Here is a 26,864-nt window from a genome sequence, read left to right on the forward strand (position 1 = left end):
CTATCCCATATACCCGGTAATCCCTTTTTTTATTTTCACCCTCCGTCTACCACATGCCTTATCACGTCTTCTGGTTCACGTACAGGCATGGACCCGGTCATCGCACAGATACGGCAGGAACTGAAAAACATAGCTGATCCTGATATACAACGCTCTGCGAAGCGGTATTTCAAGGAGGAGATCCGCTGCTATGGAACAAAGACTGCGCCGGTTATTGCGATGGCAAAGAAATACTGGAATGAAGTAAAACACCGGCCGAAAAAAGAGATTTTCTCCCTGTGCGAGGAGTTATACCGGTCAGGATACATGGAGGAATCCTTCATTGTTTCCGAATGGGCCCACAGACTTTCGGGACAATGGGAGAGGGATGATCTCGCGGTCTTCCGGCACTGGATTGATACGTACATAACCAACTGGGCGTCCTGTGACGGGTTCTGCAACCATACCATGGGTGACTTCGTGGATAAGTATCCTGACTGCATAGAAGAGTTGAAACGATGGACCCGGTCAAAGAACCGATGGATGCGCCGGGCAGCAGCGGTATCCCTCATCCTGCAGGCACGGCAAGGCAAGTATCTTGAAGAATCGATGGAGATCGCGAGCCTCCTGCTGACGGACCGAGACGATATGGTCCAGAAGGGGTACGGGTGGCTCCTCAAGGAGGCCAGCAGGAAACATACCAGCGAGATCCATGCGTTTGTCATGAAGAACAAGAGAGAGATGCCCCGGACTGCCCTGCGGTATGCGATCGAGAAGATGCCTCAGGATTTAAAAGCAGAGGCCATGAAAAAAGACTGGTGATGCCGGTAACGGACTCTCCGTCATCCAAAAAGGAACCTGATGATGTTATGACAAGTACCTCTTTTTCTGAAACACCGGCATGTGGGTTGTGGACTGTGCCCTGACATATTGTTACCGGGACGCGCAGTGTCACGAATGCGGGTTGGAAAATCCGCACCAGAAACGAACCTCCAGGTGGAAGCGCCGGATCCGTCCCTGGGTTCTCTCACTGCAGCTGAACCACTGCAGGGAATGCCCGGATTTCCCCTGCAAATGATTCCGGACTGCCCGCACCCTCAGGAACAATGAGAATCGCGGAGATCCAGAACGGAATGGAAAAAAAATTACCGGACAAGGAAGGAAAGACATGAGCCGGGAATCGGCCTGCTCCCTTCCCGTCCATTCAGAGCGGTCCCCGCGGTCGGATTCCCGCCGTTCACCGGATCGATCCGGGAAGCTTTATGATAATATACCAAGGCTTCATCCATCCGGCCGAGACGGGCAAGGCAGTTCCCCAGGTCCAGGTAGGCTTTTGAAAAGCCCGGTGCGATGAATACGGCCTGCCTGAGATAGGCCAGGGCAAAATCCTCCTTCTGCTGGTCCATCAGGTCCCGGCCCCGACGGTACAGATACTGTGCCTCCAGCGGGACGCCCGCAGTATTGTATGGTTTCATGGCAATTCCTCCAATTCTTCTTCCTTTCACGACGTGCAATGTCCCTCCCGGGATTGCGTCCGGGCAAGCGCTTCTTCAGCGATGAGCCGTATCATGCATCCTGAGCATTGATCCGGCTGCGTATGGAAGACAACCGACTGCTGCGTATGGATCATTTCCAGTGCCTGTGCTGAGATAAACCGGAGGTCCTGGTCACGATCGACCAGCAGCGGTTTCAGGTACTCAATCGCACGGGGATCCCCTGAATTTCCAAGCATCCCGGCAGCAAAGATCCTGATCCATTTATCATCCTCTTCAAGACCGCTGATAAGATAGTCAACAAGCGGCTTCCGGAACCGGAACACTGCTGATGCCGGGGTTGCCAGAACGCCTCCGTCCCTTCCTGCCATCATGCGTCTGTTGTTTTCCATATGCCTGGTCCGCCTCCCGTGGGGGATTACGCGTCCATGGTCAGGGGTATATATTCAAAATTTGCACACCGGTTCTGCAGCACACGAGTGCAACGCAGCGGTGCACCAGGGTCTGCCATGCATATCCAATACGGGGTCCGGCAAGGGTAGATTCCGGCAGATATTCATGATATGCGGAAAAGATTCACCGGCATCATGACGGTTGAAATATTGACATACGAGTATATTTACTACCAAAACCACACAAGAAGATACTATGAGCGTTCTCGACCAGGAAAAAGTCGACCGGATCAAACGGCTGCTCAAGTGGCACCAGCGGGGTATGACGATCTCGGATCTTGCATCTGAAATGAAGATTAACCGGAATCTCGTGGCCAAGTATCTTGACATGCTCCTGATTTCGGGTCAGGTTGAGATGCAGATTGTGGGTGCTGCCAAGGTTTTTTTCCTTTCGCGCCGCGTCCCTGTCTCTGCACTCCTTGAGTTTTCTTCTCATCTCGTCATCGTTCTTGACAGCGACGGACGGATCCTGCAGATCAACGAACAGGTTCCCCTGATGCTCGAGAAAACCAAAGATTCTCTTATCGGGAAAAACCTCCGGGATCTTGATGATCCATTCATCGGAGCCCTGCAGGCAAGCCTGAATGTTCGGAACCCGCAGGCAAAAGGCGAGTCCGTAGCCGATATTGACTGCATCATCCGCGGCGAGCAGCGCCATTTCCGCGTAAAGCAGGTACCGACAGCGTTTGAGGACGGGAGTGACGGATTGACGTTCATTGCAGAGGACATCACAACCCGGAAGAGATACGAAGAGATGCTCCGGATCAGCGAGGCCCGGTACCGGGGACTTGTCCAGTCGTCCGGTGAAGCCATCATCGGCAGTGATCCGGCCGGGAAGATCGTCAGCTGGAATCCCGCAGCAGAGCGGCTCTGCGGATATAAAGAGGATGAGATCGTTGGAACAACAATGGATGCACTGGTTCCTGCGGAGTGCAAAGAAAACCTTTCCGGAATCCTGAAACAGGTACACGGGGGGGAAAGCATCCGCCGCAAGGAGATAAAAATGGTGAGGAAAGGCGGTGCAGTCCTCGATGCACTGATCACAATCTCCCCAATCCTCGGTGAGCACGGTGCGGTCACCGGAGCCTCATCGATTGCGAGGGATATTACCGGGGAGAAGATGGAACAGTACCTGCGGGAGCACGAAGACCAGTACCGGACCCTGGTAGAGGACTTAAACGTCGGGATTTACCGGAGTACCGGGGATCCCCGCGGCAGGTTTGTCTGGGGGAATACCGCGCTCCTGAATATCCTGGGCTATACGACAATATCGGACCTGCAGGACATACCGGTTATCGATGTCTTCTCAGATCCTGCTGCACGCCTCGAACTGCTGGAGGAACTCCGGAACAAACAGTTCGTGAAAAACCGCGTGCTTCACCTTAAAAGACATGATGGCAGCCCTGTCAGTGTCAGCGTGACCGCCCTCGCAGAGTTCGATGAAAAACGGCAGCTGGTTTTTATCAACGGGATCGTCCAGGACATCACGCATTTCACGAACACCGAGGCCGGATATCCCGAACATTCCTGAAACCACGCACGGGTCTGCTGCCGTTCCTGAGAACGGGCAGCAGATTCGTCAGAGAGATTGAACGCGTCAGTACCCGTTCTTGTGGAGGAACAGTTCGTGCAGCCGGGTATCGTTCCCGAGTTCGGGATGGAATGAGAACGCCACATGCCTGCCGTATTCAACGGCAACGATCCCTTTGTTGATCCGGGCAAGCACCTTCACGCTTTTCCCGGTACGGGAAACTACCGGAGCGCGGATGAAGACGGCATGGAACGGTTTCCCGACAAGCCCCGCGACAGGAAGGTCGGCCTCAAACGATTCCCTCTGCCGGCCAAATGCATTCCGGTCTACAGTCATTTCTATCAGTCCCAGCGGGCGGACGCGCGGGTCGTCAACGCGGGTTGCCATCAGCACCATGCCGGCACAGGTAGCAAAGATGCCGCCTTTGAATACCCGGATAGGATCATACAGGGAATTCTTGTCAATCAGCCGGGAGATGGTGGTGGATTCACCCCCGGGGATTGCAAGGACACTGCACTCTGCGAGATCAGCAGGGCTCCGAACCTCAAATACCTCGGAGGAGGAGCCATGCCCCATCCGCTCGAGTGCGAGCAGGAATGCATCGATATGCTCGCTGACGTTCCCCTGCAGAGCGAGTACGCCGATCCTAGCGTCCACGGGTCTGGAGCACCTCGTCTTCGCTCAGCTTATGCACGTCCAGGCCGGGCATTGCGTCGCCAAGGCCGGTACTCACCTTTGCAATTACCTTGGGATCATCGAAGTGATTCACCGCTTCGACAATTGCTTTTGCCATGCGCTCGGGACTCGAGGATTTAAAGATGCCTGAGCCTACAAACACGCCATCGGCACCCAGCTGCATCATCAGGGCTGCATCCGATGGTGTTGCGATACCACCGGCCGAGAAATTCACGACCGGCAGGCGGCCGCGTTCTGCACACTCGATGACCAGTTCGGCGGGAGCTTCGATCTCGCGGGCATAATCGATCATCTCCTGCCTGTCCATTCCCCGGAGCATCCGGATCTCTCCCATGATCGTGCGCATGTGGCGGACCGCTTCGACAACGTTGCCGGTCCCGGCCTCGCCCTTGGTCCGAATCATTGCGGCTCCTTCGTTGATCCTGCGGAGGGCTTCGCCAAGATCGCGTGCGCCGCAGACGAAGGGGACTTTGAACTGTTTCTTATCGATATGGTATTGCTCGTCTGCCGGTGTCAGGACCTCGCTCTCATCGATCATGTCCACGCCGAGGACTTCAAGTACCTGAGCTTCCACGAAATGTCCGATCCGGACCTTCCCCATGACCGGGATGGAGACAGCTTCGATGATCTCGGTGACTTTTTCCGGGTCGGCCATGCGGGCAACGCCCCCGGCTTTCCGGATATCGGAGGGGACCCGCTCCAGCGACATGACTGCGACGGCTCCGGCTTCCTCAGCGATCTTTGCCTGCCCGGCATCCACGACATCCATGATTACGCCCCCTTTCTGCATGGATGCAAAGCCGCGCTTGAGAAGCTCAGTGCCAAATCTCAGTTCCTTGAGTTTCATATACCGGTACTATTGATCAGCACACCCAATAAAATCACTGTACTCCCGGCAAGGATTGCCGCCATCAGCGTGACTGCCCGGACCGCGCGGATAATTTCAGGCCCGGCCTCGTCAAACGTCCTCTCCCCGTCTCCAATCGTATACACACCCGGTTTTTCAAACCGGATACCGATACCCCCGGCCATTGCAGCCATAACGATGCCGCCGTTAAACCCCGGCCGGTTCTTCCTGTCGCGCACCATGATCCTCACTGCATTGGAGAACCTGCCCTGCAGGGCAAAATACAGGAGCAGCAAACAGGCAGTGATCCGGGCGGGAATAAGATTGAGCAGGTCGTCCATCCGGGCAGCACACCAGCCGAGCCGCTCACGATCATCGAGATACCCGAGCATCGCATCCATGGTGTTCGCTGCACGATAGACGGCTGCACCGGCAAGACCGAAGATCGAGAAGTACAGCAGGGGGGAGACGATACTATCTGTCAGGTTCTCCGTCATGGATTCATAGCCTGCCGAAAGGATATGATCCCGGTCGAGCTGTGTCGTATCGCGGGAGACCAGAAGTTTCACCCGCTCCCTGCCGCTTTCGATGTCCTCCCCTAATGCCGCGACAACTGCCTGCGTGTGCTCTTCAAGGGATCGCCATGCAAAACAGGTCTTCAGCAGGAACGGTGCAATAAGGAGATACAGAAGCAATGGAGCCATTTCTGCAAAAAGATAAAAAGGGAGCGCAAAAATGGCTGCAGTCATGATCCAGAACAGCACGCCTGCGCCCCTCTGGAAAGCGGCAGGATATAATGCGGGCCGTCCCCACCAGCCGATAAGCCTGCCAAGCAGGGCAACCGGGTGATATGCGGAATGCGGATCCCCGAAAAGCCGGTCCGCCACCAGCGCGAGAAGCAGAACCAGTACGGGAATCGCTATCTGAGACGGTACCATGTATAGAGTACACCAACGATGAGGACAATAAATGCGGTCAGGTTCAGGAACATAACATCAGGATAGTAGAGCCACGCGCAGTATAAGATGAGCCCGATTCCCATCGCGATCATCAGGAGATGCGGGCGTCCGTGCGCCACCGGTTGCAGCGGGTACTCTTCGTGGACTCTTGGTCTCTGGTGCTGTGCGGAAACGATCGTGACCGGTAACGCGGCCTTGACCGCACCAAGCCCCGCAAGGATCTCAAGAACAAAGGATCCTTCCCTGCAGTCCTTCCTGATCGGGATACTGAGAACAGCCTCGTCCACAATATACATGTTCTCATGAAAAAAATCGGTGAACGTGCCGGCATTGGCAGACGTAATCGTGATGTGAATCGGCGCACCGCGATTCAGGAATTTCAGGATCAGCCCGGAACCGGGTTCGGCAAGAACCTTCTCCCGGGGAATATCGATGGAATTGATACCGGTACGGTTGAGGAGAATCTCGTACCCCCCCTCGCCGGGCCCCACGCCGGCAGACAGAAGCATCGTGACAGGCAGCGGGAGGTTCATTCCGGCACCAGGGATGTTAATGATCGGAAGGGGGCAGAAGGTTGGGGATTCCCTCGTGGATCGGATAGTCCGCCCGGCAGGCAGCACAGCGGAGCTTCCCTTCAAGAACCTCCTTCTCATTCTCGTTTTCTACGTCGAGGGTGAGGTCGCCCTTACAGACAGGGCAGCAGAGGATATCCATCAGCGAGCGCTTCATGCCAGTTCTTCCCGTAAATCGATAATCTGGGTGATCTCAGGGCCGGTCGAGATAAGGGTGATCGGGCAGCCGATGTCATCCTCGGCGGTTTTCAGGAAGTCCTTTGCTTTCTTTGTCAGCTTACTGTAGTCGGTGACCCCGAAACATGCCTTATCGACGCGGTCGATCCCGGTGATTGCTGCCTGGGTGCAGCCGTTGATCATAGCCGAGTAGCGGGCCATCCCGCCATCCCATCCGCCGATCCGCCTCTTGCGGTGGGTGACCGTCCCGAACTCCTGAATACCCATTGCATCAGATTTTTCTGAAGGCATTTCTGTACTGAAAGGCCCTTCACCGACGCGGGTGGGGTAGGCCTTGAATACGACAACAACATCGTCAATCCGTGTAGGGCCGACGCCGTTGTCCGCAGCGATCTGCGAAGCGGAGGTGTCCTTGCTTGTCACAAAGGGGTATGTGCCGTAATAGAGCGAGATGCCAAAGCCCTGGGTGCCTTCTAGGAGTACACAATTGTCTTTCTTCAGTTCCTCATCGATAGCCTTCGGGACGTCCATCAAATATTCTGCAAGTTCAGGAACATCTTTCGCCTGGGGTGAGATCCGCATGACCCGGTCGGAATTTGCCGGTCCGCACCCGGAGCCGGTGCTCCCGATCTTTTTTGCAAGATGATCGCTGCCCTTGTCACGGGCGATATGATCCTCGGTGATTACGCCGCACCGTTTGTCAACGAAGACCCGGCCCCGGACCCCGAGCATATCGACCTCGTGTTTCAGGACACGGGGATCGACGAGCACACCGCTGCCGATACAGAGTTTTGCATCCTTGTACACAAAACCGGACGGGACCATCCGGACACCATATTCCTTTGTCCCGACCTGGACAGTGTGTCCGGCATTCGGACCTACACCGCCGCGGGAGATGATAACGGGTTTATCCTTATAGGCAATGTGGGCAACAACCTTGCCCTTCCCCTCATCCCCAAAAAATCCACCAACGATGATTGTACAACTCATTGTCTTTCATGTAGTATTGGTAAGGTTCCAAAATAAACTATCCCTCGTATCAACGGAAGTCAGAAGGTTTTGCCAGGATCATGAGAAAAGGGGAATCAGAGTGTTTTTATGAACTCTTCCATCCTTCCTAGGGCGGTGTTCAGGTCCTTCCTTGAGACTGCATACGCACACCGGAGGTGATCCACCCCGCCGGCGCCGAACACGCTGCCCGGGACGACCGCAACGCGGTGTTCCTTCAGCAGCCGCTCTGCAAAGTCCGTATCGGAAAGACCGGTCTCTTTTACTGACGGGAATGCATAGAATGCGCCGTCGGGAACATGGCAGGGGAGACCGATGCGGTTGAGACCGGCGACAAACATGTTGCGGCGGAGCCGGTATTCATTTACCATCCTGTTCTTATCCTCTTCGGCGGATTTGAGGGCCTCGAGCGCCCCGACCTGGCCCATGATCGGGGCACAGAGCATGACGTACTGGTGGATCTTCAGCGCTGCATCAAGGAGTTCCTTCGGTGCACAGAGATACCCGATCCTCCAGCCGGTCATGGCATAGGCTTTCGAGAACCCGTTCAGGGTGATGGTCCGCTCCCAAAGATCTCCAACGGTCGCGGCTGCGCAGTGTTTTGTTTCATAGGTGAGTTCAGAGTACACCTCGTCACTGATAAGGAGGAGATCATGATCGGTAATGAGGTCAGAGATCCCTTTCAGATCGCTTTCAGTCATCACCCCCCCGGTCGGATTGTTCGGGAAATTGATAATGAGGGCTTTGGATTTCCGGGTGATCTTTTCAGCCAGCGTATCCGGGTTGAGTTTGAAATGATCCTTTTCCGTGCACCGGACCGGAACCGGCTTTCCTCCGGCCAGGGCGACACATGGCGTATAGGATACATAACTGGGTTGTGCAACCAGGATTTCATCGCCCGGGTCCGTGATTGCCCGGACAGCAATATCCAGTCCCTCGGATACGCCGGTGGTGATGATCATCTCTTCATCAGCGGAATACCGGAGGTTATAGTGCCGGGCAAGGTATTGGGAGAGGGCATCGCGGAGGGGCTGGAGTCCTTTATTCGAGGTATAGTGTGTTGTGCCCTGCTCAATCGAGTAGATGCTCGACTCGCAGATGTTCCACGGTGTACGGAAGTCCGGTTCGCCAACACCAAGGGAGATCACGTCCTCCATGGTGAGGACAAGGTCGAAAAACTTCCGGATTCCCGATGGCGGGATCTGCTCTGCACGCTTTGAGACAAAATTCCGCATGATGGCACCCTAGGGTGAATACGGCAACCGTTCCGGCTCTGACTCTTCAAAGAGAACATTTCCGTTCTCCTTGTACGATTTCATGATGATGTGGGTCGCGGTCTCGCGGATCCGGTCCATGGGTGCTACATGTTCGGAGACGAACCGGGATACTTCCTGCATGTTCTTCCCGGTGACGAGGAGCTGCAGGTCATAGGTACCGGTCATCAGGCGAAGGGTCTTAACCTGCCGGAATCTCGAGAGCCGCTCGGCGATCCGGTCGTACCCGTAATCGCGCTCCGGACTGACCTTGAGTTCGATAATGGCGGAGACCTCGCCGTTACCGGCTTTTTCCCAGTTGACCACGGTAGAGTACCCCTTGATAACCTGGGCAGCTTCGAGTGCGCAGACCCGTGCCTCGACCTCGGCCGGGGTGAGGCTGGTCATGGTCGCAACTTCTTCTGCCGAGAGCCGGCTGTTCTCCTCCAGGATGCGGAGGAGTTCGAGATCCTTTTCATCCATTCTTGTTCACCTGAACCAGGTTTTCAACCATTTTGCTTCCATCTGGGATACGTCGAGATCCCTGAGTCCGTTCAGGCGGGGATCCTTGAGGACGACCTCGCGGATCTTTCCCGTGTTTGAATCGAACCACATCTCCTTGGTCCTGCCGTACCGGCCGCGGCTGACAACCCGGGTGTTGATCACGCCAAGCATGTTCAGCTCAGATATCAGGTCGGTGATCCGCCGGTGTGTCAGTACATCGAGCTCTACGGAGGGGGCGATATCCTGGTATATACGTGAGACTTCCCCGCTCGTAAAGATATTCTGTCCCAGCTGCTCGAGCGTCAGCATGGAGAAGAGGATGAGCTTGCTCTGGGAAGGCAGGGTCGCGATGCACTCGATCATGCTGTCGGTTTCGATCTTGGCCTGGGCCTGCTTGACATGTGCCTCGGTCACCTGCTGTGACTCGTCCCGGTCTGCAAGTTCTCCTGAGATCCTGAACAGATCCAGAGCCCTCCGGGCATCGCCATGCTCCTGCGCTGCAAGCGCTGCACACAGCGGGATAACGCCCTCGGCAATCGCACCGGGCATGAATGCACCCTCTGCACGCTGTGCAAGGATATCCACCAGCTGGGGAGCGTTGTAGGGCGGGAACACAATCTCCTCTTCTGAGAGGGACGAGAGTACACGCGGATCAAGAAAGTCTTTGAAACTCAGATCGTTTGAGATCCCGATAATACTCACTTTTGAGTTCCTGAGATCGGAATTGATCCTTGTCAGGTTGTAGAGGGTATCGTCCCCGCTTTTCTTGACCAGCTTGTCTATCTCGTCCAATACGATAACGAGAACTCCACCCCCGGCCTCAAGCTGGTTCTTCAGTTCAGCATACACCTGGTCGGTTGGCCATCCGGTCATGGGTATATGGGTCTTGGTCTTGTCACTTGCTACTTCGTCCGGGACATCGAGGCATTTGGCGATCTGAGCAAGGACCCGGTACTGGGTATCGATGACTTCGCAGTTGAGGTGGACGATCCGGCAGAGGGTTCCCATCTTGCTGCTGGCCTTCTCCAGTTCAGTGCCGACATACCGGACGCAGGCGGTCTTTCCGGTACCTGTTTTTCCATAGATAAGAATATTGGACGGTGTCTCATTCCTGAGGGAGGGGGCAAGGATGGAGGCAACTTCATCAATCTGGGGTTTCCGGTGGGGAAGGATCTGGGGACGGTACGAGTGGCGGAGAACCTCCCGATCCTTGAAAATCCGGTTATTGGTTAGATATTTCTTAAAAAGGCCGGTCGAGGGGTCTTCTGGATCGGGCATAGTCACACCGTGGAGCTGAGCATTGGCGGGATAAGACTAAAAAACGATCGGTCCGTCCTGGTTATAAACCCCTTCATTTCCTGTGGAAACTGCCTGCTTTTTGCTTTGTTTGTAAAAAATGCCAATTTTTTAAGTATTTATTGATAAATATTTTTTATATCAGCACCGAATATGATCATGAAGAAAAAATTCATCTCATTCATTTCCAGCGAAATTCTCCGGAACCTGCGTCCTTGTGCGCATAAGAGGGACACCCCTTCGTTTCCTGTGGAACGGCTACAGGAAGATCTTTCCTTCCTGTAAATACAAAAAAACGATCCCATTGTATATGTATTAAAACTACTATATAAATAATTTGAAATGTTCTTGCAGCACAGATGATTACACTGCACTTTTAAGACAGGATGAAATTAAAAGCCAGTGCCAAAGGAGTGAAAACATACCTTTCCAGCCGGTACGGACCCTGAAGTAGCGGTAAAAATGCCGATGGAAGAGAACCGGAGAACCCGAACCTCCACTGGAACCAATGGGGGGTACCTGTGCAGGAATCCCACCAGAGATTGAAGACAGGATACAACGGATCACACGGCCAAATCTCCCGAATGACAGGCACCCGGATTCTTGCATGAAAAAAGACCGTCAGGAAATATAGACAACACGCTTACCTCAGGAATTCTCAATACGGATAAAGGGCAACATCTCACCAGCCATGAGCCACAATCATGTCAGGCAGGTCAAGATCACCGGTGCAGTCATTACCGTATCAACAAGCCGGACTGCTGAAACCGATGCCAGTGGAAAAACAATTATGCGTCTTATGGAGGATCAATCCATTCCCATCTGTCATTATTCCGTTGTCCCTGATCGAATCGATGCAATCCGGAATGAGCTCTTTACCGCACTGAAAAAGGCGAACTGTATCGTTATCAGCGGGGGAACCGGCCTAACCTTCGACGACTGTACCATAGAAGCGGTCTCTCCACTCCTGGAGAAGAAAATGGATGGGTTCGGGGAATTTTTCCGGATGAAGAGCATCCAGCAGATCGGGACTGCAGCGATGCTTTCAAGGGCATTAGCCGGAACTATCGGCGGAAGAGCTGTTTTCTGCATCCCGGGATCAACGCCCGCAGTAACTCTGGCGACATCAGAGCTCATCCTCCCGGAAATCACCCATATCATCAGTCATGCAAATCACTGAGCAGCGGTATCCGGAATCACATCTCGTCTGAAGGTCCGGGATTCGGGACCGGGTCGCTATCGCGTTACCTGCAGCAGCGCAACACGTTCCAGAACCAAATCCACGATCCGATCATCCCCGCCGGCAGCAGCAATTTCTTCAGATGAAATTCCAAAGGACCGCATCAGCCGCTCCCGCTTCTCCGGATCAAGTACCTCCGGAATATCCTCAGAGAAACGGAATACCGGTTCAAGCGCGGTCCATATTCCCGGATGCGATGGATAACAGCAGATATACAAATGGTTCTCTCCCTCATGAATCCCGAATGAGGCTGCAACACTGCACTGCCGGGAACCGGCAGCATACAGGAGACACTCCATCTCAAGATTGTTTGAGATATTCTCGCCAGCTCCGAATGCACGCACCGCATGCCCCACTGCAGACAGGGCATGGACACTCCCTGCCATCATATCCGCGTTGAAACAGATAATGCGGGTATCGCAGTCTGATGCAATTTTCCGAAGATCCCGGAGGAAATCCGCGACATCGCGGATTACACACCGGGCAGCCCGGATATCGATCACAAGCGGGTCATGCGGCATTGGATCACCTGAAGTGAGAGAGTGTTGACTGCCCGTCCATATTATTGTCATCCGGGGCCGGATCTTCGTTCAGCCCATCCCGCCTGCCCTTGGCCGGAACAGGAACACCCGTTCTTTCCAGCTGGGCAAACACCTGCTCGGCAATCCCCCGGCCGATGATCCTTGTAACAGTCTCTATCCCGGCGCCGAAAACCTCCTGCGGGGATGTAATGTTGTTATTGAAGAGCCGGCGTGCCCTGACCCGGCCGATACCCCGCAGTTTCACAAGCGGCAGGAGTTCCCGGCGTATCCCGTTCTTCATGCAGATCTCGTACTCCCGTATCTGCGGGTGGAATGCCGGGGCGAACATGCGCGAGAGCTCCGCGGTTGCGTGCAGGAGCCAGTTGACGCTCTCGACCATCCCGTACACATCGCCGGGACCCACGGCATACCGTTCGCAGATCCTGGCCTCGGGCATCTCATCGGACCAGTCCGTCAGGAGCATGGCGGTCTTGATCCCGCGGAAGTACTCCTCGATCTCATCCTCATCGGAGGGAATGGGAAGCCAGAGCGCTTCATCGTGCTCTTCAATCATCCGCTCCAGCTGGGGCCGGTCGGTATTCCGGACATAAAGGCAGGGCATATCCGGGGTGCTGCAGATGAGCTGGAGGAGGCCGACATCGGAATACTCCTTTGTGGTGCGGAGTGTCGACACGATCGTTGCCGCGCTTCGCGGATCTATATAGAGCCGGGAGACGAGCGATCCGAACTCGGTTGCCCCGAGATGCTCACCGATCTCCGTCACCATCTCCGATTCCGCAAGGAATTTCAGGGCAGAGTCTACTGCCCGCTGCATCAGCCGGCCCTGGCGGTGCTCGTGGACGTAGAACGTCCGGTTCATGAACTCTGAGAGTTCCCTGCGGGTTCCGGCAAAACCGGAGGCGATGAGAGAGAGGACGTGGGTATAGAGGGCTGTAGGCTCGGCAATCTTGGAGTGTACTTCCTCAGCGGGAGCCTCGATATACCAGTCAAAGAGCTCTTCCACCTGCCCCTCATCCTTTGCAATGAGCACGGCTTCCCCGTACGGATCGAGACGGGGCCGGCCGGCACGCCCCGCCATCTGGTGGTATTCGCTTGCCGGGATCGGCTGCATTCCCTCGCCTGCCGAAAACCGGAGATAGTCGCGGATGATGACCCGGCGGGCCGGCAGGTTCAGGCCGGCGGCAAGGGTCGGCGTTGACGAGATGCACCTGATAAGCCCCCTGCGGAACCCGTCCTCCACGATCTTCCGCTCCTCCCGGCTCAGTCCGGCATGGTGGAATGCAGCCCCCCTCGCGACACAGAGGGCAAGGTTTTTTGCCATCTCGGTCTCGGCGTGGGCACCAAGCTGGTCTGCGTATACCTTGAGCTCCGGGTCCTCGCTCTTGATTGCCCCGGCGGCCCGTTTCGCAAAGGCCTCTGCGTTCCTTCGCGAGGAGACAAAAACCAGGCACTGCCCGCCTTCTTCGATGGTATCGAGGCAGAGGTTGAGATCTTCGTAGTTCTTCGATACCTGTTTTACCTTCCGTTCCCCCTCCCGGAAATGGATCCGGTCGTTCCAGAACACACCCTGGCGCAGGTCGACCGGCCGCCAGGTGCTGGTAACCAGTTCCGCGTCCAGCCACCCCGCAAGGAGCTGGGGATTGCCGATGGTTGCCGAGAGCCCGATGACCTGCATGCAGGGATTCCGTGAGCGCATCTTGGCGATCACCATCTCGAGCGTCGGCCCGCGGTTATCCGAATCGATGAGGTGGATCTCATCGATAACCAGCAGTGTGATATCTGAAATCCAGCGTGCACGGTTCCGCAGGAGCGAGTCCACCTTCTCGCACGTGGCAACGATGATATCGTTCCTGCCTAGTGCATCGTCCCGGCGATCGAAATCACCGGTTGCAATCCCGATCCGGACACCCTTGTTCCCGAACTCTTCGAATTTTTCACTCGCCAGCGCCTTGAGCGGAACAATGTACAGGCACTTCCCCCTCCTGGCGATATGCGTATGCATCGCCATCTCGGCGATCAGGGTCTTCCCGCTCGCGGTCGGAATGGAGACGAGCAGGTTTTTACCCTCAAGCATCCCCGCCTGCACGCATTCCGCCTGAGGGGGGTAGAGCTCCACGATGCCGCCTGCAAGGTAATGCTTCCTGAGGTTTTCCGGGATCGGGAGCGTGGAAGTCAGCATGGCAGGAACCCGTTCCAGACCCCTTTAATTCCACTGAAATTCGCTGGCATTATGGCCCTTTTTCATAATACTAACCATAAAACGGAATTACTCTCCACAGGAAATCGTGGGAAATGCATAAATATGAATTGGCGATTTTGTCCGGGGAATGGCATCAGTAGTAATAACTGATCATATCCTGTTTCTGCTCTTTCTTCTTCCGGTCAAGGAAGGCAAAGACGTTCTCGTGCGGGACGCCCTCGATAAGCATATCGATGGCCGCCCGGGCCGTCTTGAGCTGTTCGGGGTACCCGATCAGGGCAACAGTCTTGCCGAAGACCGAGATCTCGACATCGGTCATATCCTCGATCTGTTCGCGGGCCCTCCCGTCCTTGCCGATGATTCTTCCCCTGAGGCGGTCAAGTTGCCGGGGACCATCCGCCATCACCGAGAGATCGATGACGTCAAGGAGCAGGTCCTCATCCTCGATCATCTCGAACGCCCGCTCGGGTGAAAATCCCCGGTTGATGGCATTCACGATCTCGACAGCGCGGAGCAGCGGGATCGTGTTGTCGTCCGCGGCCTCGATCTTCACAAGGCCTTCCTTGCTGTCGACAGTGATTGTCGTATGCGTCTTTGTTTCGAGCTCTTTTTTGGTTGCCCCGCCCTTTCCTATCAGGACACCGACCCTGCTTCCTGCAATCTTGACTTCCTGTAACATGACGGTTCTCTCCCGGGTTTTCTGGCTATGCGGATCCTGGTGCATCGACAATAATTCTCATTCTCAGGTCCTCTGATATCATGGTTCAGCAGTATCAAGCCCTGTTATGGCATTGAAGATCCCGACATCGCTCCGGACATCACAGCGGCTCCTGAAAAACCGGTTGATGTTCCGGATATCCCGCATCAGGAACGGGAGGGCGCGGGGGTGATCGCGGGTAACAGACTGGCCCATGTCAATGATATATGGTTTGTCGCCGTACAATATATTGAACTCGCTCAGGTCCGCATGAACCAGCTCTGCCTTCTTATACAGCGTTTCAATGATCGTCAGGATTTGTGAGTAGGTTTCCTCCGGGCTCTCCAGCTCCACGTTGCGGAGCTGGGGATACGGGACGTCGCCCTCGCCGATGAATGACATGATCAGGATATTCCGGTCCCAGACCAGCGGTTCGGGAACCGCGACCCCGGCATCCCTGGCACGGACAAGATTCGAAAACTCCTTTTTCGTCCAGGCAAATATGAGCTCCTTTTTTACCTTCTTAACCCCGGAGAACCTTCGGTCGCCCACGATATACGAGCTCATGGTCGTGAAATTCGCCGTCCGGATCCGGTAGATCTTGATTGCAATGCCGGCCCCGTCGCGTTCGCCGTAAAAGACATTTGCCTCCTTGCCGGTGCTGATGGATCCCCCTATGACCGAGATCCATTTCTTGTGCACGAGCTTGTAGAGCGCGAGGAGCGTGACATCATCAAAGACGTCCTCCCGGACCTTGAACTGGTTGGCATCCTTGATCCGGATCCCCATCTCTTCAAGGCGCTGGTCGAACCGGTCCACCTTTTTATCAAGCTCTTTTCCGGAACTCACGGGAGGGTCACCAAGGTCTCCTGCCGTTCACCGGATATGGTCCCGGACCGGCGCAAGGATTTCGATAAGCGATTCCCCGCAGGCCTTCTTGAGGTCCATCGGGTGCACTTCACCGTTGCCATATGCAGATTCGAGATCGGCATAGGACGCAAAGCTCCGGTCGCCGCCGAACTTCTCCGGACGTCTGATCGTGATCTCCGGCATGCGGGGGAAGATGTGGTGCTGGAAGATCTGGAGGATCGGGTTTTCTGCGATCTCCGGCGGGCAGAACGCCTTCTGCAACTTCTTTCTGATATTATCCCCGCTGTCCGCAACAGAGATGTAGTTCCCCTGCGAGGAGGACATCTTCTTGCCATCCAGTCCGTTGAGGATAGGCGTGTGGATGCAGACAGGTGCCGGGTAATGAAAGTTGATCAGGTGTTCGCGTGCGAGCATATGGATCTTGCGCTGGTCGATGCCGCCGACTGCCGCGTCAACGCCGAGCATTGCAATGTCAGCAGCCTGCATGAGGGGGTAGATCATCTGGGAGACTGTGGGGTGGTCCATCTGCCGGCCGACCTCATCCATGCTGCGCTGCGCACGGTTCAGGGTCACCTGCTGGGAGAGCTGGAGAACAAGGAGCTGGTACTCCCGGCTGAGCTGGAGTTCAGAGCCAAGCACGTACCGGACATTTTTCAGGCCGAGACCTTCAAAACACTTCCGGTTGTATTCCGCAAGTTCCCGGACTTTTTCCATGGTCCCCTTCCGGTTCAGGAATGCGTGGAGATCGGCAAGCAGCACCGTGACCTCGAATCCTGCAGCCTGGAGATCGACAAGTTTGTTGATCGTGACAAGGTGGCCGAGATGGATCTCGCCGCTCGGCTCGTACCCGGCATAGACCCGCTTTACGGGCTTTGAAAGAAGTGCCCGGAGGTCGTCGTCCGTGACGATTTCGACAGTGTTCCGGGTGACACGTTCGTATGCGTCCATCAGAAAGAATGGGTTATGCCGGGAATTAATGGTTATTCCGGGTGGATCAGGCCGGGGGGTCGGCCGGGAAAAAAGGATCCTGTCCCTCCGCTGCCCCGTGGCATCGGCAGGGAATACACTCCCCGGTTCCGTGTATTCTCAGTGGGAGTTCTGTATCGTTTTGAAGTGTAACGCTGCGTTTGTCGCTGCGATGGACTTTGCTGCATCCTTCTCTGCGCCCATCATGGCCCGGATCGCGTCGATGTTCTCAACAACGACATCGGCCTCCTGGTGGATGGCCTGGAAGAAGCAGAGCTCGTTTTTGTTCGCGTAGATCGAATCCTCGAAGATGCAGTTTTCCCAGAGATCGGAACGCTGCCGGCCGAGGTCCATGGCGAACTCCTTAAGCTCCGCGGTGCTCTTGAGGCCTGCGGCCTTTTTAATCAGGCCGAGGCGGGGGTGGGCGTTGATGAGCTCGATGACCCGTTCTTTTGTCACCGGTTTCTTCGTGGTCATCTGGATCGCGTGCATGTGCATCATCGTGGTGGGGACGATCATGGCCATGGTGGTGATGGAGATATGCGGGAGGACCGAAAGGACATCCGGGCCGTGGTGGCTTGGCACGCTTACGGGATCCAGTACGATGGCATCGATTGGGCCCTTCTTGATCTCGCCCGGATCGGAGCCTCGGCGGACCATGATGGCGTGGACATGGGTGACGCCATATTCCCTGTCAATCTCGTGGATGATCCGGCAGAGGCCTGTGGTGTTGCAGGAGACTACCCGCACGAACTGCCGCCCGATCGCGTCCTTGTAGTTGCAGGACGAGTTGAAGGAGAACCCGGCCACTTCGTGCTCTTCCCCGCCCTGCCAGAGCGCCTTCTTCCCCAGCTTCTCGTACAGCGGCTTGTTGGTGGCTCCCACATCGCCGGGCGTTGCATCGACTATAACATCCGCCGCCTTGCACATATCCTCGACACTGCCGGCAACCTTCAGACCAACCTTCTCAAACGCCGCCTTTTTGGAGAGATCCGCGATATACAGGGGGAATCCCCGCTGCTTTGCAACGAACGCTTCGGCATTGGGGCGTGTCTTGGAGACTCCGATCACCTTCATGTCCTTCTGAGCAGCCACGGCATCGGCAACGCGCTTGCCGATGGTCCCGTACCCGTTAATGGCAACCTTGATCATACAATCGTACATTGCGCCGGAATGGAAAAAGCTATGTGGTTTGCCTGCACGGAATAACCGGTGCCCGGCCGGCCGGTTTTGCCGGAATGCCTTCAAATGAGCCGGATTCCAGCGGCAAATATTTAAAGGCAACTTGGAAATAACTTCAATAATATGGAACTCCCGAAATTCGTCCTTTCAGAAACACCTGTCCAGTGGTGGCAGATTTTCTTAATCGGGGTCATTATTTTCATTTCCGGTATCGATGCATTTGTCTGGACAGACAAATTCATCAACATCCTTCTCACGCTCTTCGGCATCCTTGCACTGGCGGTCGGGCTTATCATGATCGCATTCGCGTTCGCGGTGAAACAGGAGCTCATCTACCGGTTCCCGATCTTTTTTACCGGGCTGATCTCGCTGATCGTTGCCGGGATCGCAATCCTGTTCCCGGGATTTCTGACATCCAGGTTCATCGTCATCATGGCGATCCTTGCCATCATCAACAGCGTGCTCCTGATCATTGTCGGCTGTTCACTCTCCGATGAATGCAAGACCAACCTTGCCATCGTCCTGTGCGGCATGGTGACCCTTTTCTTAAGCTTCCTGATTGCGCTGTTTCCCACCCTCACCGCACCGATGCTCGTGAAGATCTGGGGCATGTACGCCATGGTTGTCGGAGGAATCAGCATCGTGGCCGGCATCCAGCTGAAACGAAGTGTCTGTTTCCGGGAAAAAAAAAGGCTTACCCGGGTAACGTGCAGATCGCTCTCCCCGTATTTTATTTACTCAGAAGAGCGGATAACCCTGAAAAGCCGGATACCCCGTTGTCGGGGAGGTGCCTGGAAAAGAGGCGTTATTCGCAATCGTCTGCTGATCTTAATCCCTTGATTCGGGATCGAGATACAGGGCCTGGATCTTCACGACTTCCGTGCTGTCTTTTGCGCCGGCATAGAGATCGAGAGGTTCCCGGTTGACCTCGATGAACCGGATCCCCCAGTTCACTTTCGACAGGATCGTCCGGGCCTGCTCTTTCTCGCCCATGATGTACAGTGCGGCTGCCAGTGCCTCGACCGATGAGAGCCTGCAGGGCCTGCCGAAGTTGACCGGGTTTGCCGCCATCAGGAAGGGCAGCGCCCTGCGGATACGCCAGGAGCTTATCGCGCCGGTGTCCAGCACCTCCCACGAGCAGTCGAGAGCAGTAATGGATTTGACGTGCCGGTCGGCCGGGGACAGTGCCTGTTCGGCAGTTGGATCGAGGAGCAGGGTGTTCCGGGGGATCCGGGGAATTTTTGTAAAAATGGTCAGGAGCCCCGCCTTTTCCAGTTTTTTTACCGTGCATTTCCGGGGATCGCACGTATTGTCCCGGTATGCGTACAGGGGGATCATTGATCATCTGTGCGTGCACACACTGTATCAATGTACGTGCTCTGCAGCCCCTGCGTGCTCAATCCCGCCCTTCGTGCCGAGGGCATAACACGGCAATCCGATCTGGATCTTTTTCGGCAGGTTATCGCACGGTGCGACAGGTTCGGGATCGGGATCGTCCCGCTCCCCTGCCCTGAGACGCTGTATCTCGGCCAGGAACGGAAGCCCGGTACGTTTCTCGAACGGCTCAATACCCCGGCATTCATGCGTCTCATGGATCGGCTGGATGAGGGAGTGAACGACATCATCCGCGAGCGCGGCCCCCCGCTCTGCATCATCGGCGTCAACTCGTCGCCTACCTGCGGCGTGACCAGCACGTATTACGGCGAAGAAGCCGGCAGGCCCGCGAAGCGGGAGGGGCGGGGCGTGTTCCTCTCGCGGCTCCCGGAAATCCCTGCGTTCGATGTTGCAGTGTTTGCCCGGTACCGGGTCTACCTTGCGGCGCCGCTCTTCTCGGAAGCGGAACGTTCGTTCAACGCGTCTGTCGCGAGGACCCTGGGCAGCCACCTGTTCGATGTCCACCTGCCGCAGGAGACTGGCGATGATTGCGATACAAGGGACATCCGGGAGCAGGAGCGGCTCTTTTCCGTAAACAAAACAGCACTGGATACCAGCGATTTCATCGTCGCCATCATCGACGGGGCGGATGCGGACTCCGGCACCGCGTGGGAGATGGGGTACGCGTTTGCCCGGGGAAAACCGGTCATTGCCCTGCGCACGGATTTCCGGCGCGTCGGCCATCACGAGCAGGTGAACCTGATGCTCGAGCAGTCCGCAAAGGTCGTGGGAAGCGTCAAGGAAGTCCTGGCGGCGCTGAACTCCCCGTGCCTGAAGACCGAATCCCGGTGATCATCCGGAGTACGGGACTGCCGGTTTTTTATCTGTAAATTTCATGCCCGGGAAAACTCTGGATTCTTTTGATTTTTTTCCCCTGGCTGCTGAATAAACCGGAAACTTTTGCAGATGGATGCGATCAAGGGGCATCCCTGAACATACTCCACCGGACCGTTATGCCCTGTTGCAGTCCGACTGAGGGGAGCTTTCGCTGTCCAACAGGGACTATTAGGGCACTTTTTACATCCGGCGTGAAAAACCAGAACGGGGCCCGATACGGACCCGGAAAAAGTGAATTCGCAACACTTTTCTGCGAATTCGTCACATTTTCGGGGCGCCTCAAAAGCATGGCAATCCGGGACCGGACCAAAATCGCCAGAAAAATGCCCCGATTGACAAAAGGAGCCCGAATCAAAAAAACCGGTAAAATCAGGTACACGGACTCTCCCGGGGAAAAAGGCCACCCGTATGGTATGAGGTCAGCAGATTCGTGACCGCAGGTATGCTCAGGGACCTCTCCTGAATCCGGGGATCCATTACCCTTGAAAGAAATATCATCCCGGAATGTTTCGAATGAAACATCGTATGGAAACGGGTAGCACAGGCCGAATCGTGCTGCAGTTCCATGGCTGGACAACCCTGCCCGGCCAATTCTGAAAAAATGGTAAAAAAAATTCAAAAAATCCCGCTCTCCCGCCGGGATCCGGAAACGTAATAACCTATATCAGAATATTCACGAAATAGTAAATGATTGCGATGGGAAAGAAACGCGAGGACCGGGCAAAGGGGAGAAAAACACACGTTGATCGTGAATGTGATCTTGATGGCGACTTCAAAAACCCGGTCCGGTCTTTCCGGGACCTGAATGCCGGAAATGTAAAGGAAGCCCTCCTTGGCAGCCGGTACATCCAGCTCCTCCTTTCCCTTACCCTTATCGGCGCCATCCTCCGGTTCTACAATCTCGGGTATAATTCCCTCTGGCTTGACGAGGCCTCGACCCTCACGTTTGCTGTCAAATCCATCCCCGATATCTGGCAGGCCACAACGGCAGGAGAGTTCAATCCCCCGCTTTTCTACTGGGCCGAACACCTGATGCTGACCTTCGGGAACTCCGAATTCGTCCTGCGGTTCATCCCGGCCCTCCTCGGCGTCCTGACCATCCCGCTCATCTACCTGGCAGGGAAGGAATTCATGGACCGGAACACCGGGATTATCGCAGCAGCAGCGTTCGCATTCTCCCCGTTCCTGGTCTTTTACTCGCAGGAAGCCCGGGCATATGCCATGATGCTCTTCTTCATCGCCTTTGCCATGGTCTTTTATTTCCGGGCGCTGAAGAATGGCAGCATCACGGACTGGGCGCTGTTCGGCGTGCTCTCCGCGCTGGCGTTCTGGACCCACTTTTACGCCATGGTCATGATCGGGGCGCTCGTGCTGTACGCCCTGTACGAGCTCTTCCCGAAGATAAAAAGCGATGTCAGATCGATACAGCCGCTGGCAGCCGCCTGTGGGATCTTCGCCCTCGTCTGCCTGCCGCTCATCATCGTGACAATCCAGCTCTTCTTCCGGCGATCCGCGTCCTCCCCGACCTTCGGGATCCAGGGACCGGCGCTCATCTTCGCGACGTTCGAACAGATCTCCTGCCTGAATACTGCGTATCCCGGCGCCGGGCTGACGATGATCATATTCCTCCTCCTGTTTATTGCCGGTATTATCCAGGCAACACTCCTGGACATGAACAAGGGGGTCTTCCTTGCCTCTGTCACGATCCTGATGTTTGTCATCAGCAACTTCCTGTCGTACCTGATCCCCATGCAGCCCCGCTACCTCATCTGCCTCTCGATCGTATTTTTCATTGCAGTCGCAATCTCGTACCGGATCCTGTGGTCGCTGGTGAGTTCCCCGGCGGTTGTGTACGGGCTCATCGCGCTCATGGTGATTCTCAATACCCCCGTTCTTGCAGGATATTATTCAGCATACACCAAGGATGACTGGCGGGGATTTTCCGCAGGGCTGCAGAAGCAGACACAACCGGGTGATATCATAGCCGTCATTCCAGGGTACATCACCCAGCCGTTCGATTACTACTACTCCAATGCCACGGACCAGACCATCGAGTACCCGGCAGATACCGCAGCAGATCTCAGGGCGATCAGTGCACTGAAAGGCAACAACACCCTGTTTGTTGTTGTTACCGGCGATATCCAGGCCGCAGACCCGGGTGGTGAAGCCATGCAGTGGCTGAAGGAGAATACCAAATCGCGGGGATCGATCACCGGGATTTACCTCATGAGCGGCTGAGGCAGGAACACCGGGCACCATGTACGACCTGACCGTCATCATACCGACATTCAATGAAGAGGCGAACATCCGCAACATCGTCATGGCGGTGGACGCGGTCTTCCACGAGCATGCGATCCACGGCCAGGTCCTTGTTGTCGATGACAACTCCTCTGATGGGACCATCGGCATCGTGCACGAGCTGAAGCGGCAGAAGGACAACGTGGACATCCTTGTCCGCACGGAGGATCACGGGTTATCCCAGTCCGTTGCGGACGGTTTTGTTCACGCGGCGTCTGAGGTTTTTATTGTCATCGATGCTGATTTCTCCCACCCGCCGGTGCTGATCCCCCGGATGTACGACGAGATCCGGAAAGGCAGCGACATTGTCATCGGCAGCCGGTACATGGAAGGGGGCGGGATAAAAAAATGGCCGCTCAAACGCCGGCTGATTTCTATCGGCGCCACATTCCTGGGCCGGCTCCTCTTCCCCGACATCACGGATCCGGTCAGCGGGTTCTTTGCCCTGAAAAAATCCGTGGTGGAGAAAGCGCCCCTCAAACCCCGGGGGTACAAGATCCTTCTTGAGGTGCTTGGCAAGGGCACGTGGGAGAAGGACCGGGAGATCCCCTTCGAGTTCGTCGACAGGGAGATCGGATCGAGCAAGCTGAAGATCAAAACCATCGTCGAGTATGCCCAGCAGGTCGTCGACATCAGCCTCTATTCGTTCATCCACCGGAACAATGCGGCATGGCGGGAATGGAAACGGGTGTTCAAGTTCGGGATCGTGGGCATCTCGGGGATTGTCGTGAACCTCGCAATCCTGTACGTGCTTGTGGAATTTTTCAGCACGGAGATCCCGTTTTTAGGCCGGGATATCTACAAGGAGCTCGCAAGCGCTGTTGCAATCGAGATCTCCATCCTGAATAATTTTGTCTGGAACGATCTCTGGACGTTCTCCTCCTCCCCGGCCCGGAAATCCACCAGCCTGTGGCGCCGGCTGGTTGCCTTCAACGCAGTCTCGGTCGGCGGTGCAGTGATCAATCTTGGGATCTTCACGGTGCTGAACGGCTGGTTTGCCGTGTGGTACATGGCCGCCCAGTTCATCGGGATCCTGGTCGGGTTTTTCTGGAATTTCCTGGTCAACCGCCGGTTCACGTGGGGGCGGAAATAACCCCCGGATTGGCCAGGCCGGCCGATCCCCCGCCGGGACCGGGTGCGCCGCTCCAGCGAAATGCAGAGGCAAGGCAGGTGTCGTGACACCCGTTTTCCCGGCAGCGGACAGAAGGAAGTTCTCCGTACCGGATCAGCATCGGCAACAAAGACAAATCTGGCCGGACCCCCCGGATGGTGGCATCCGCTCGTTTTCAGAACATTAATCATTCAAAAAAGGAGATTCTTCACCAGCATTTTCTGAGGGTTCAGGTATGTCCGACAACGAAGAGAAAAATCAATGGCCGGTGTCCCAAAAAGAAATCGTCTATCTCGTTTTACCGCTGCTCCTGCTGGCGATCCTTTTCCCGACCGTCGTCCTGCAGGACCAGGTCTTCCTTTCGGAGTATCACGACACCCTCCTCACCCTCAACGCCGACCTCACCGTCATGAGCCACCCGTACTCCCTCTGGAACAACCAGTGGCTCACCGGGCTGCCCGCGTATGCCGATCCCCTTGGCAACCAGTATTACCCACTCTTCTTCCCCATACTCCTGCTGACGCAGGACCTGTTCATCGTCAACTTCGTCATCCTCGTCCACCTGTACCTTGCCTTCCTCTTCTTCTGGCTCCTGGCCGGCGTGGTGACAAAGAATCCCGAGGTCCGGCTGATCTCGGGGCTGTTCTACATCTTCTCCGGGGCAATGCTGGCACGGCTCCCGGCAGGCCACATCAGCCTCCTCTTTGCGCTTGCCTGGATCCCCCTCCTGTACTACGCGTTCTTCAGAATTGTGTGGGATGACGAACTGACCGTGAAGAATATCGGTCTCATCGCGGTTTCCATGGCGCTGATCTTCTTCACCGGTGCTGTGTATTATCTCTTCTATGCCGGTCTCATCATCGGCGTGTACTTCCTCTGGTACCTCCTGAAAAAAAGACTGGGGAAGGGAGCGATCATCGCAGTCTTCAGCGGATTCATGATCGGGGGAATGATCCTCTCCCTCAAACTGATCCCGCTGGCCGTTGTCTCCGGCGCCCTGGGACGGATCGATGTCATCGATCCCCTTGGCGACGGCGGATCGCTGGAGAACAACCTGGCCGCAATCATCTTCGGGACCCCGATCGACAAGGTCTTCGGGTTCTACGAGTCCGCGGTGCTCATCGGGATCATCATCGTCCTGCTCGTGATCCTTGCCCTTATCTTCGGGAAAGAAGACCGGGCGATCCCGGCCTTTTTTGCCATCGTTGCCGCGTTCATCTGGGCAGACGGCGGGAATACCCTCCTGTCGTTCATCCACCTGCTGCCCGGCCTCACCAATTTCAGGGTGGCCGGGCGCGTGCTTGGAGCCCTCGTCCCCATCCTCATCCTCTCTGCAATAACCGGGTTTGAGATCCTCAGAAGCCGGATGGAGAGCGGGGAGCCGCTGGTCCCCGATCCCCGCCAGAAACGGAATATCGTGTATGGCGTGTACATCCTCCTTGGCGTCAAGATCCTCGAACTCCTCTTCCTCAAAGGGATCACGCCGGAGGCCGGCCTTTCCCTGCTGCTGGTTGCAGCGTTTGTCGCGCTGCTGTATTACAACCAGGGGACGGTGAAGAACATTCTCCTGTTCATTGGCGTGGCATTCCTGATCGATGCTGGTGTTGTTATCCGGAATGCGCTGCCCCTCACCATGGATACAGGAGTAAAGGTCATTCTCATCATTGCGCTGGTCATCGCGGTTGTGGTCATGTTCAAATGGGACCGGTTCAGGGCACCCGTGTCCGGCAACCACTATGCCTGCATCTTCCTCATTGCCGGCCTTGCCCTTGTCCTGCTCGGAAATGCCAGTTACCTCAAAACCTCCGATCCGAAACTCGGGGAAAGCCAGGCGCTCCCCATCATCGAGAAGATCAAATCCTTTGATAACCGCCAGTCCCAGATCTGGGTGCTCGACAACGGCTGGGGAATCCAGCACATGGACTTCACCTACTGGTTCATTAAAAACGGCATGCACCCGGTACGTGCCTACTACCCGTACTACCTGAATACCATGATCAACCCTGGGTACAGGATCGGGAACATATCGTATTATACCCCGGATTACTTCGTTGATACCGCGTATCTCGATACCGGCAACCAGACCCTGGAGAACGTGACCTTCACCGTCAACAATATCTCCGTGTACAAGCCGGATAACGTCCTTCCCAACGCATTTGTTGTCCGGGACAGCCAGCTGGTCCCGTCAAAAATCGAGACCTTCTCTCCCGATGTGGTAACCATCTCCGGCAATTTCATGGCAGGGGATATCGCGTCCCTGAAAGCCTCGTATTACCCGGGATGGAAGGTGAACGGGAAGGATGCAGTACGAGTCGGGAACACGATCGGTGCGCAGATCCCCGCAGATACGACCACGATCACGTTCAGGTTCGATCCCGCCGACATGAAGATCGCGATGATCGTCAGCGGGATCGGCATTATTCTCCTGATCGCGCTCGTGGTCAGGCGCCGGGACGTTGAAAAGTATCTTGCCTCTGCCGGCAGGCGCCCGGCACCCCCGGCCCAGAAGCAGGCCGGAAAACAAGCAGCAAAAAAGAAGAAATGATACGCGGGGCGGAACAGAACTCCTTTTTTTGCCCTGTAGAAACCTGATAAGAATAGTACAGATAGTGATGGAGCCACGGGCGCCCGGGGGCTACCTACCCCCGCCCCGTGGAGCATTATCGTATCTGGAAATTAAAAGCAAAACCGGGGGTCAGGGGGGCCTGCCCCCTTGGGCT

Annotated in this window: 26 protein-coding genes; 8 read left to right on the plus strand and 18 right to left on the minus strand. The window is 55.8% G+C overall.

The window, feature by feature from the left end; genetic code table 11:
- The first annotated feature begins 87 nt into the window (after positions 1-87).
- Complete coding sequence (locus A4E33_RS06735) at positions 88-801, plus strand: DNA alkylation repair protein (protein ID WP_292346921.1); 714 nt, start codon at positions 88-90, stop codon at positions 799-801.
- A gap of 323 nt (positions 802-1,124) precedes the next feature.
- On the opposite strand, the gene A4E33_RS06740 is transcribed toward A4E33_RS06735, so the two are convergent.
- Positions 1,125-1,454, minus strand: coding sequence for a tetratricopeptide repeat protein (locus A4E33_RS06740; RefSeq protein WP_292346922.1), 330 nt, complete (start codon positions 1,452-1,454; stop codon positions 1,125-1,127).
- A gap of 26 nt (positions 1,455-1,480) precedes the next feature.
- On the minus strand, positions 1,481-1,864 hold the full coding sequence (locus tag A4E33_RS06745) for a HEAT repeat domain-containing protein (protein WP_292346923.1): 384 nt from the start codon (positions 1,862-1,864) through the stop codon (positions 1,481-1,483).
- Between the two features lie 256 nt (positions 1,865-2,120).
- Here A4E33_RS06745 and A4E33_RS06750 point away from each other — a divergent pair, with 256 nt between their 5' ends.
- On the plus strand, positions 2,121-3,455 hold the full coding sequence (locus tag A4E33_RS06750; RefSeq protein WP_292346924.1) for a PAS domain-containing protein: 1,335 nt from the start codon (positions 2,121-2,123) through the stop codon (positions 3,453-3,455).
- 66 nt (positions 3,456-3,521) lie between these two features.
- Here the strand turns inward: A4E33_RS06750 and pdxT are convergent, their stop codons facing one another.
- From pdxT to A4E33_RS06795, 9 genes are all read right to left on the minus strand, one after another.
- Complete coding sequence (pdxT, locus tag A4E33_RS06755; protein ID WP_292346925.1) at positions 3,522-4,112, minus strand: pyridoxal 5'-phosphate synthase glutaminase subunit PdxT; 591 nt, start codon at positions 4,110-4,112, stop codon at positions 3,522-3,524.
- Entirely contained in the window at positions 4,102-4,998 is an 897-nt protein-coding gene (pdxS, locus tag A4E33_RS06760) for a pyridoxal 5'-phosphate synthase lyase subunit PdxS (protein WP_292346926.1), read from the minus strand. Before pdxS ends, pdxT begins: the two co-directional genes overlap by 11 nt.
- A complete protein-coding gene (gene cbiB, locus A4E33_RS06765) occupies positions 4,995-5,936 on the minus strand; it encodes an adenosylcobinamide-phosphate synthase CbiB (protein WP_292346927.1) in 942 nt (313 codons plus the stop codon). The genes pdxS and cbiB overlap by 4 nt, the downstream gene beginning before the upstream one ends.
- Positions 5,918-6,490, minus strand: coding sequence for a hypothetical protein (locus A4E33_RS06770; protein ID WP_292346928.1), 573 nt, complete (start codon positions 6,488-6,490; stop codon positions 5,918-5,920). Before A4E33_RS06770 ends, cbiB begins: the two co-directional genes overlap by 19 nt.
- A 16-nt stretch (positions 6,491-6,506) precedes the next feature.
- Positions 6,507-6,686, minus strand: a complete 180-nt coding sequence (locus A4E33_RS06775) for a methytransferase partner Trm112 (protein ID WP_292346929.1) — start codon at positions 6,684-6,686, stop codon at positions 6,507-6,509.
- Positions 6,683-7,696, minus strand: coding sequence for an adenylosuccinate synthetase (locus tag A4E33_RS06780; RefSeq protein ID WP_292346930.1), 1,014 nt, complete (start codon positions 7,694-7,696; stop codon positions 6,683-6,685). Before A4E33_RS06780 ends, A4E33_RS06775 begins: the two co-directional genes overlap by 4 nt.
- Positions 7,697-7,791: 95 nt before the next feature.
- Positions 7,792-8,949, minus strand: coding sequence for an aminotransferase class I/II-fold pyridoxal phosphate-dependent enzyme (locus A4E33_RS06785; protein ID WP_292346931.1), 1,158 nt, complete (start codon positions 8,947-8,949; stop codon positions 7,792-7,794).
- Between the two features lie 9 nt (positions 8,950-8,958).
- Positions 8,959-9,450 carry an Lrp/AsnC family transcriptional regulator gene (locus tag A4E33_RS06790; RefSeq protein WP_292346932.1) on the minus strand — a complete coding sequence of 164 codons (492 nt, stop codon included), beginning with the start codon at positions 9,448-9,450 and terminating at the stop codon, positions 8,959-8,961.
- Positions 9,451-9,456: 6 nt separating this feature from the next.
- Positions 9,457-10,749: an ORC1-type DNA replication protein gene (locus A4E33_RS06795; protein ID WP_292346933.1), complete on the minus strand. Its 1,293-nt coding sequence runs from the start codon at positions 10,747-10,749 to the stop codon at positions 9,457-9,459.
- A gap of 709 nt (positions 10,750-11,458) precedes the next feature.
- On the opposite strand from A4E33_RS06795, the gene A4E33_RS06800 reads away from it, so the two are divergent.
- On the plus strand, positions 11,459-11,947 hold the full coding sequence (locus A4E33_RS06800; RefSeq protein ID WP_292346934.1) for a molybdenum cofactor biosynthesis protein B: 489 nt from the start codon (positions 11,459-11,461) through the stop codon (positions 11,945-11,947).
- Between the two features lie 56 nt (positions 11,948-12,003).
- Here the strand turns inward: A4E33_RS06800 and cgi121 are convergent, their stop codons facing one another.
- The 6 genes from cgi121 to A4E33_RS06830 all read right to left on the minus strand — a co-directional run bounded on the left by cgi121 (position 12,004) and on the right by A4E33_RS06830 (position 18,434).
- Positions 12,004-12,528 (minus strand): KEOPS complex subunit Cgi121, encoded by a 525-nt coding sequence (gene cgi121, locus A4E33_RS06805; RefSeq protein ID WP_292346935.1) that lies wholly within the window; start codon positions 12,526-12,528, stop codon positions 12,004-12,006.
- A 4-nt stretch (positions 12,529-12,532) separates the two neighbouring features.
- Positions 12,533-14,728 carry an ATP-dependent DNA helicase gene (locus tag A4E33_RS06810; RefSeq protein WP_292346936.1) on the minus strand — a complete coding sequence of 732 codons (2,196 nt, stop codon included), beginning with the start codon at positions 14,726-14,728 and terminating at the stop codon, positions 12,533-12,535.
- A 154-nt stretch (positions 14,729-14,882) separates the two neighbouring features.
- Complete coding sequence (locus A4E33_RS06815; protein ID WP_292346937.1) at positions 14,883-15,428, minus strand: KH domain-containing protein; 546 nt, start codon at positions 15,426-15,428, stop codon at positions 14,883-14,885.
- A gap of 78 nt (positions 15,429-15,506) precedes the next feature.
- Positions 15,507-16,235, minus strand: coding sequence for a serine protein kinase RIO (locus tag A4E33_RS06820; protein WP_292346965.1), 729 nt, complete (start codon positions 16,233-16,235; stop codon positions 15,507-15,509).
- A gap of 87 nt (positions 16,236-16,322) precedes the next feature.
- On the minus strand, positions 16,323-17,264 hold the full coding sequence (locus A4E33_RS06825) for a tyrosine--tRNA ligase (RefSeq protein ID WP_292346938.1): 942 nt from the start codon (positions 17,262-17,264) through the stop codon (positions 16,323-16,325).
- A 138-nt stretch (positions 17,265-17,402) separates the two neighbouring features.
- Positions 17,403-18,434 (minus strand): type II glyceraldehyde-3-phosphate dehydrogenase, encoded by a 1,032-nt coding sequence (locus A4E33_RS06830; RefSeq protein ID WP_292346939.1) that lies wholly within the window; start codon positions 18,432-18,434, stop codon positions 17,403-17,405.
- 153 nt (positions 18,435-18,587) lie between these two features.
- Here A4E33_RS06830 and A4E33_RS06835 point away from each other — a divergent pair, with 153 nt between their 5' ends.
- The gene (locus tag A4E33_RS06835; protein ID WP_292346940.1) at positions 18,588-19,304 is read left to right on the plus strand and encodes an HdeD family acid-resistance protein; all 717 of its coding nucleotides are present in this window, start codon (positions 18,588-18,590) and stop codon (positions 19,302-19,304) included.
- Here the strand turns inward: A4E33_RS06835 and A4E33_RS06840 are convergent.
- Positions 19,293-19,802, minus strand: a complete 510-nt coding sequence (locus A4E33_RS06840) for a DUF367 family protein (RefSeq protein WP_292346941.1) — start codon at positions 19,800-19,802, stop codon at positions 19,293-19,295. The genes A4E33_RS06835 and A4E33_RS06840 overlap by 12 nt on opposite strands.
- A 30-nt stretch (positions 19,803-19,832) precedes the next feature.
- Here A4E33_RS06840 and A4E33_RS06845 point away from each other — a divergent pair, with 30 nt between their 5' ends.
- From A4E33_RS06845 to A4E33_RS06860, 4 genes are all read left to right on the plus strand, one after another.
- Positions 19,833-20,690 carry a nucleoside 2-deoxyribosyltransferase gene (locus A4E33_RS06845; protein ID WP_292346942.1) on the plus strand — a complete coding sequence of 286 codons (858 nt, stop codon included), beginning with the start codon at positions 19,833-19,835 and terminating at the stop codon, positions 20,688-20,690.
- Between the two features lie 732 nt (positions 20,691-21,422).
- The gene (locus tag A4E33_RS06850; RefSeq protein WP_292346943.1) at positions 21,423-22,973 is read left to right on the plus strand and encodes a glycosyltransferase family 39 protein; all 1,551 of its coding nucleotides are present in this window, start codon (positions 21,423-21,425) and stop codon (positions 22,971-22,973) included.
- 19 nt (positions 22,974-22,992) lie between these two features.
- On the plus strand, positions 22,993-24,126 hold the full coding sequence (locus tag A4E33_RS06855; RefSeq protein ID WP_292346944.1) for a glycosyltransferase family 2 protein: 1,134 nt from the start codon (positions 22,993-22,995) through the stop codon (positions 24,124-24,126).
- Between the two features lie 253 nt (positions 24,127-24,379).
- On the plus strand, positions 24,380-26,689 hold the full coding sequence (locus A4E33_RS06860; protein ID WP_292346945.1) for a hypothetical protein: 2,310 nt from the start codon (positions 24,380-24,382) through the stop codon (positions 26,687-26,689).
- Positions 26,690-26,864: the final 175 nt, after the last annotated feature.

The sequence above is a fragment of the Methanoregula sp. PtaB.Bin085 genome (assembly GCF_002067035.1).
In the GTDB taxonomy this organism is placed as follows: domain Archaea; phylum Halobacteriota; class Methanomicrobia; order Methanomicrobiales; family Methanospirillaceae; genus Methanoregula.

Excerpts from the sequence above, each read along its gene's own strand:
- A4E33_RS06845 (WP_292346942.1), top strand. The coding sequence starts at position 19,833 with ATGTACGTGCTCTGCAGCCCCTGCGTGCTCAATCCCGCCCTTCGTGCC.
- A4E33_RS06785 (WP_292346931.1), bottom strand. The coding sequence starts at position 8,949 with ATGCGGAATTTTGTCTCAAAGCGTGCAGAGCAGATCCCGCCATCGGGA.
- A4E33_RS06795 (WP_292346933.1), bottom strand. The coding sequence starts at position 10,749 with ATGCCCGATCCAGAAGACCCCTCGACCGGCCTTTTTAAGAAATATCTA.
- A4E33_RS06740 (WP_292346922.1), bottom strand. The coding sequence starts at position 1,454 with ATGAAACCATACAATACTGCGGGCGTCCCGCTGGAGGCACAGTATCTG.
- A4E33_RS06850 (WP_292346943.1), top strand. The coding sequence starts at position 21,423 with ATGATTGCGATGGGAAAGAAACGCGAGGACCGGGCAAAGGGGAGAAAA.
- cbiB (WP_292346927.1), bottom strand. The coding sequence starts at position 5,936 with ATGGTACCGTCTCAGATAGCGATTCCCGTACTGGTTCTGCTTCTCGCG.
- A4E33_RS06830 (WP_292346939.1), bottom strand. The coding sequence starts at position 18,434 with ATGATCAAGGTTGCCATTAACGGGTACGGGACCATCGGCAAGCGCGTT.
- A4E33_RS06750 (WP_292346924.1), top strand. The coding sequence starts at position 2,121 with ATGAGCGTTCTCGACCAGGAAAAAGTCGACCGGATCAAACGGCTGCTC.
- A4E33_RS06780 (WP_292346930.1), bottom strand. The coding sequence starts at position 7,696 with ATGAGTTGTACAATCATCGTTGGTGGATTTTTTGGGGATGAGGGGAAG.
- A4E33_RS06790 (WP_292346932.1), bottom strand. The coding sequence starts at position 9,450 with ATGGATGAAAAGGATCTCGAACTCCTCCGCATCCTGGAGGAGAACAGC.
- A4E33_RS06815 (WP_292346937.1), bottom strand. The coding sequence starts at position 15,428 with ATGTTACAGGAAGTCAAGATTGCAGGAAGCAGGGTCGGTGTCCTGATA.
- A4E33_RS06745 (WP_292346923.1), bottom strand. The coding sequence starts at position 1,864 with ATGGAAAACAACAGACGCATGATGGCAGGAAGGGACGGAGGCGTTCTG.
- A4E33_RS06775 (WP_292346929.1), bottom strand. The coding sequence starts at position 6,686 with ATGAAGCGCTCGCTGATGGATATCCTCTGCTGCCCTGTCTGTAAGGGC.
- cgi121 (WP_292346935.1), bottom strand. The coding sequence starts at position 12,528 with ATGCCGCATGACCCGCTTGTGATCGATATCCGGGCTGCCCGGTGTGTA.
- A4E33_RS06770 (WP_292346928.1), bottom strand. The coding sequence starts at position 6,490 with ATGAACCTCCCGCTGCCTGTCACGATGCTTCTGTCTGCCGGCGTGGGG.
- A4E33_RS06820 (WP_292346965.1), bottom strand. The coding sequence starts at position 16,235 with ATGGGGATCCGGATCAAGGATGCCAACCAGTTCAAGGTCCGGGAGGAC.
- A4E33_RS06810 (WP_292346936.1), bottom strand. The coding sequence starts at position 14,728 with ATGCTGACTTCCACGCTCCCGATCCCGGAAAACCTCAGGAAGCATTAC.
- A4E33_RS06855 (WP_292346944.1), top strand. The coding sequence starts at position 22,993 with ATGTACGACCTGACCGTCATCATACCGACATTCAATGAAGAGGCGAAC.
- A4E33_RS06825 (WP_292346938.1), bottom strand. The coding sequence starts at position 17,264 with ATGGACGCATACGAACGTGTCACCCGGAACACTGTCGAAATCGTCACG.
- A4E33_RS06860 (WP_292346945.1), top strand. The coding sequence starts at position 24,380 with ATGTCCGACAACGAAGAGAAAAATCAATGGCCGGTGTCCCAAAAAGAA.
- A4E33_RS06840 (WP_292346941.1), bottom strand. The coding sequence starts at position 19,802 with ATGATCCCCCTGTACGCATACCGGGACAATACGTGCGATCCCCGGAAA.
- pdxS (WP_292346926.1), bottom strand. The coding sequence starts at position 4,998 with ATGAAACTCAAGGAACTGAGATTTGGCACTGAGCTTCTCAAGCGCGGC.
- A4E33_RS06835 (WP_292346940.1), top strand. The coding sequence starts at position 18,588 with ATGGAACTCCCGAAATTCGTCCTTTCAGAAACACCTGTCCAGTGGTGG.
- A4E33_RS06800 (WP_292346934.1), top strand. The coding sequence starts at position 11,459 with ATGAGCCACAATCATGTCAGGCAGGTCAAGATCACCGGTGCAGTCATT.
- A4E33_RS06735 (WP_292346921.1), top strand. The coding sequence starts at position 88 with ATGGACCCGGTCATCGCACAGATACGGCAGGAACTGAAAAACATAGCT.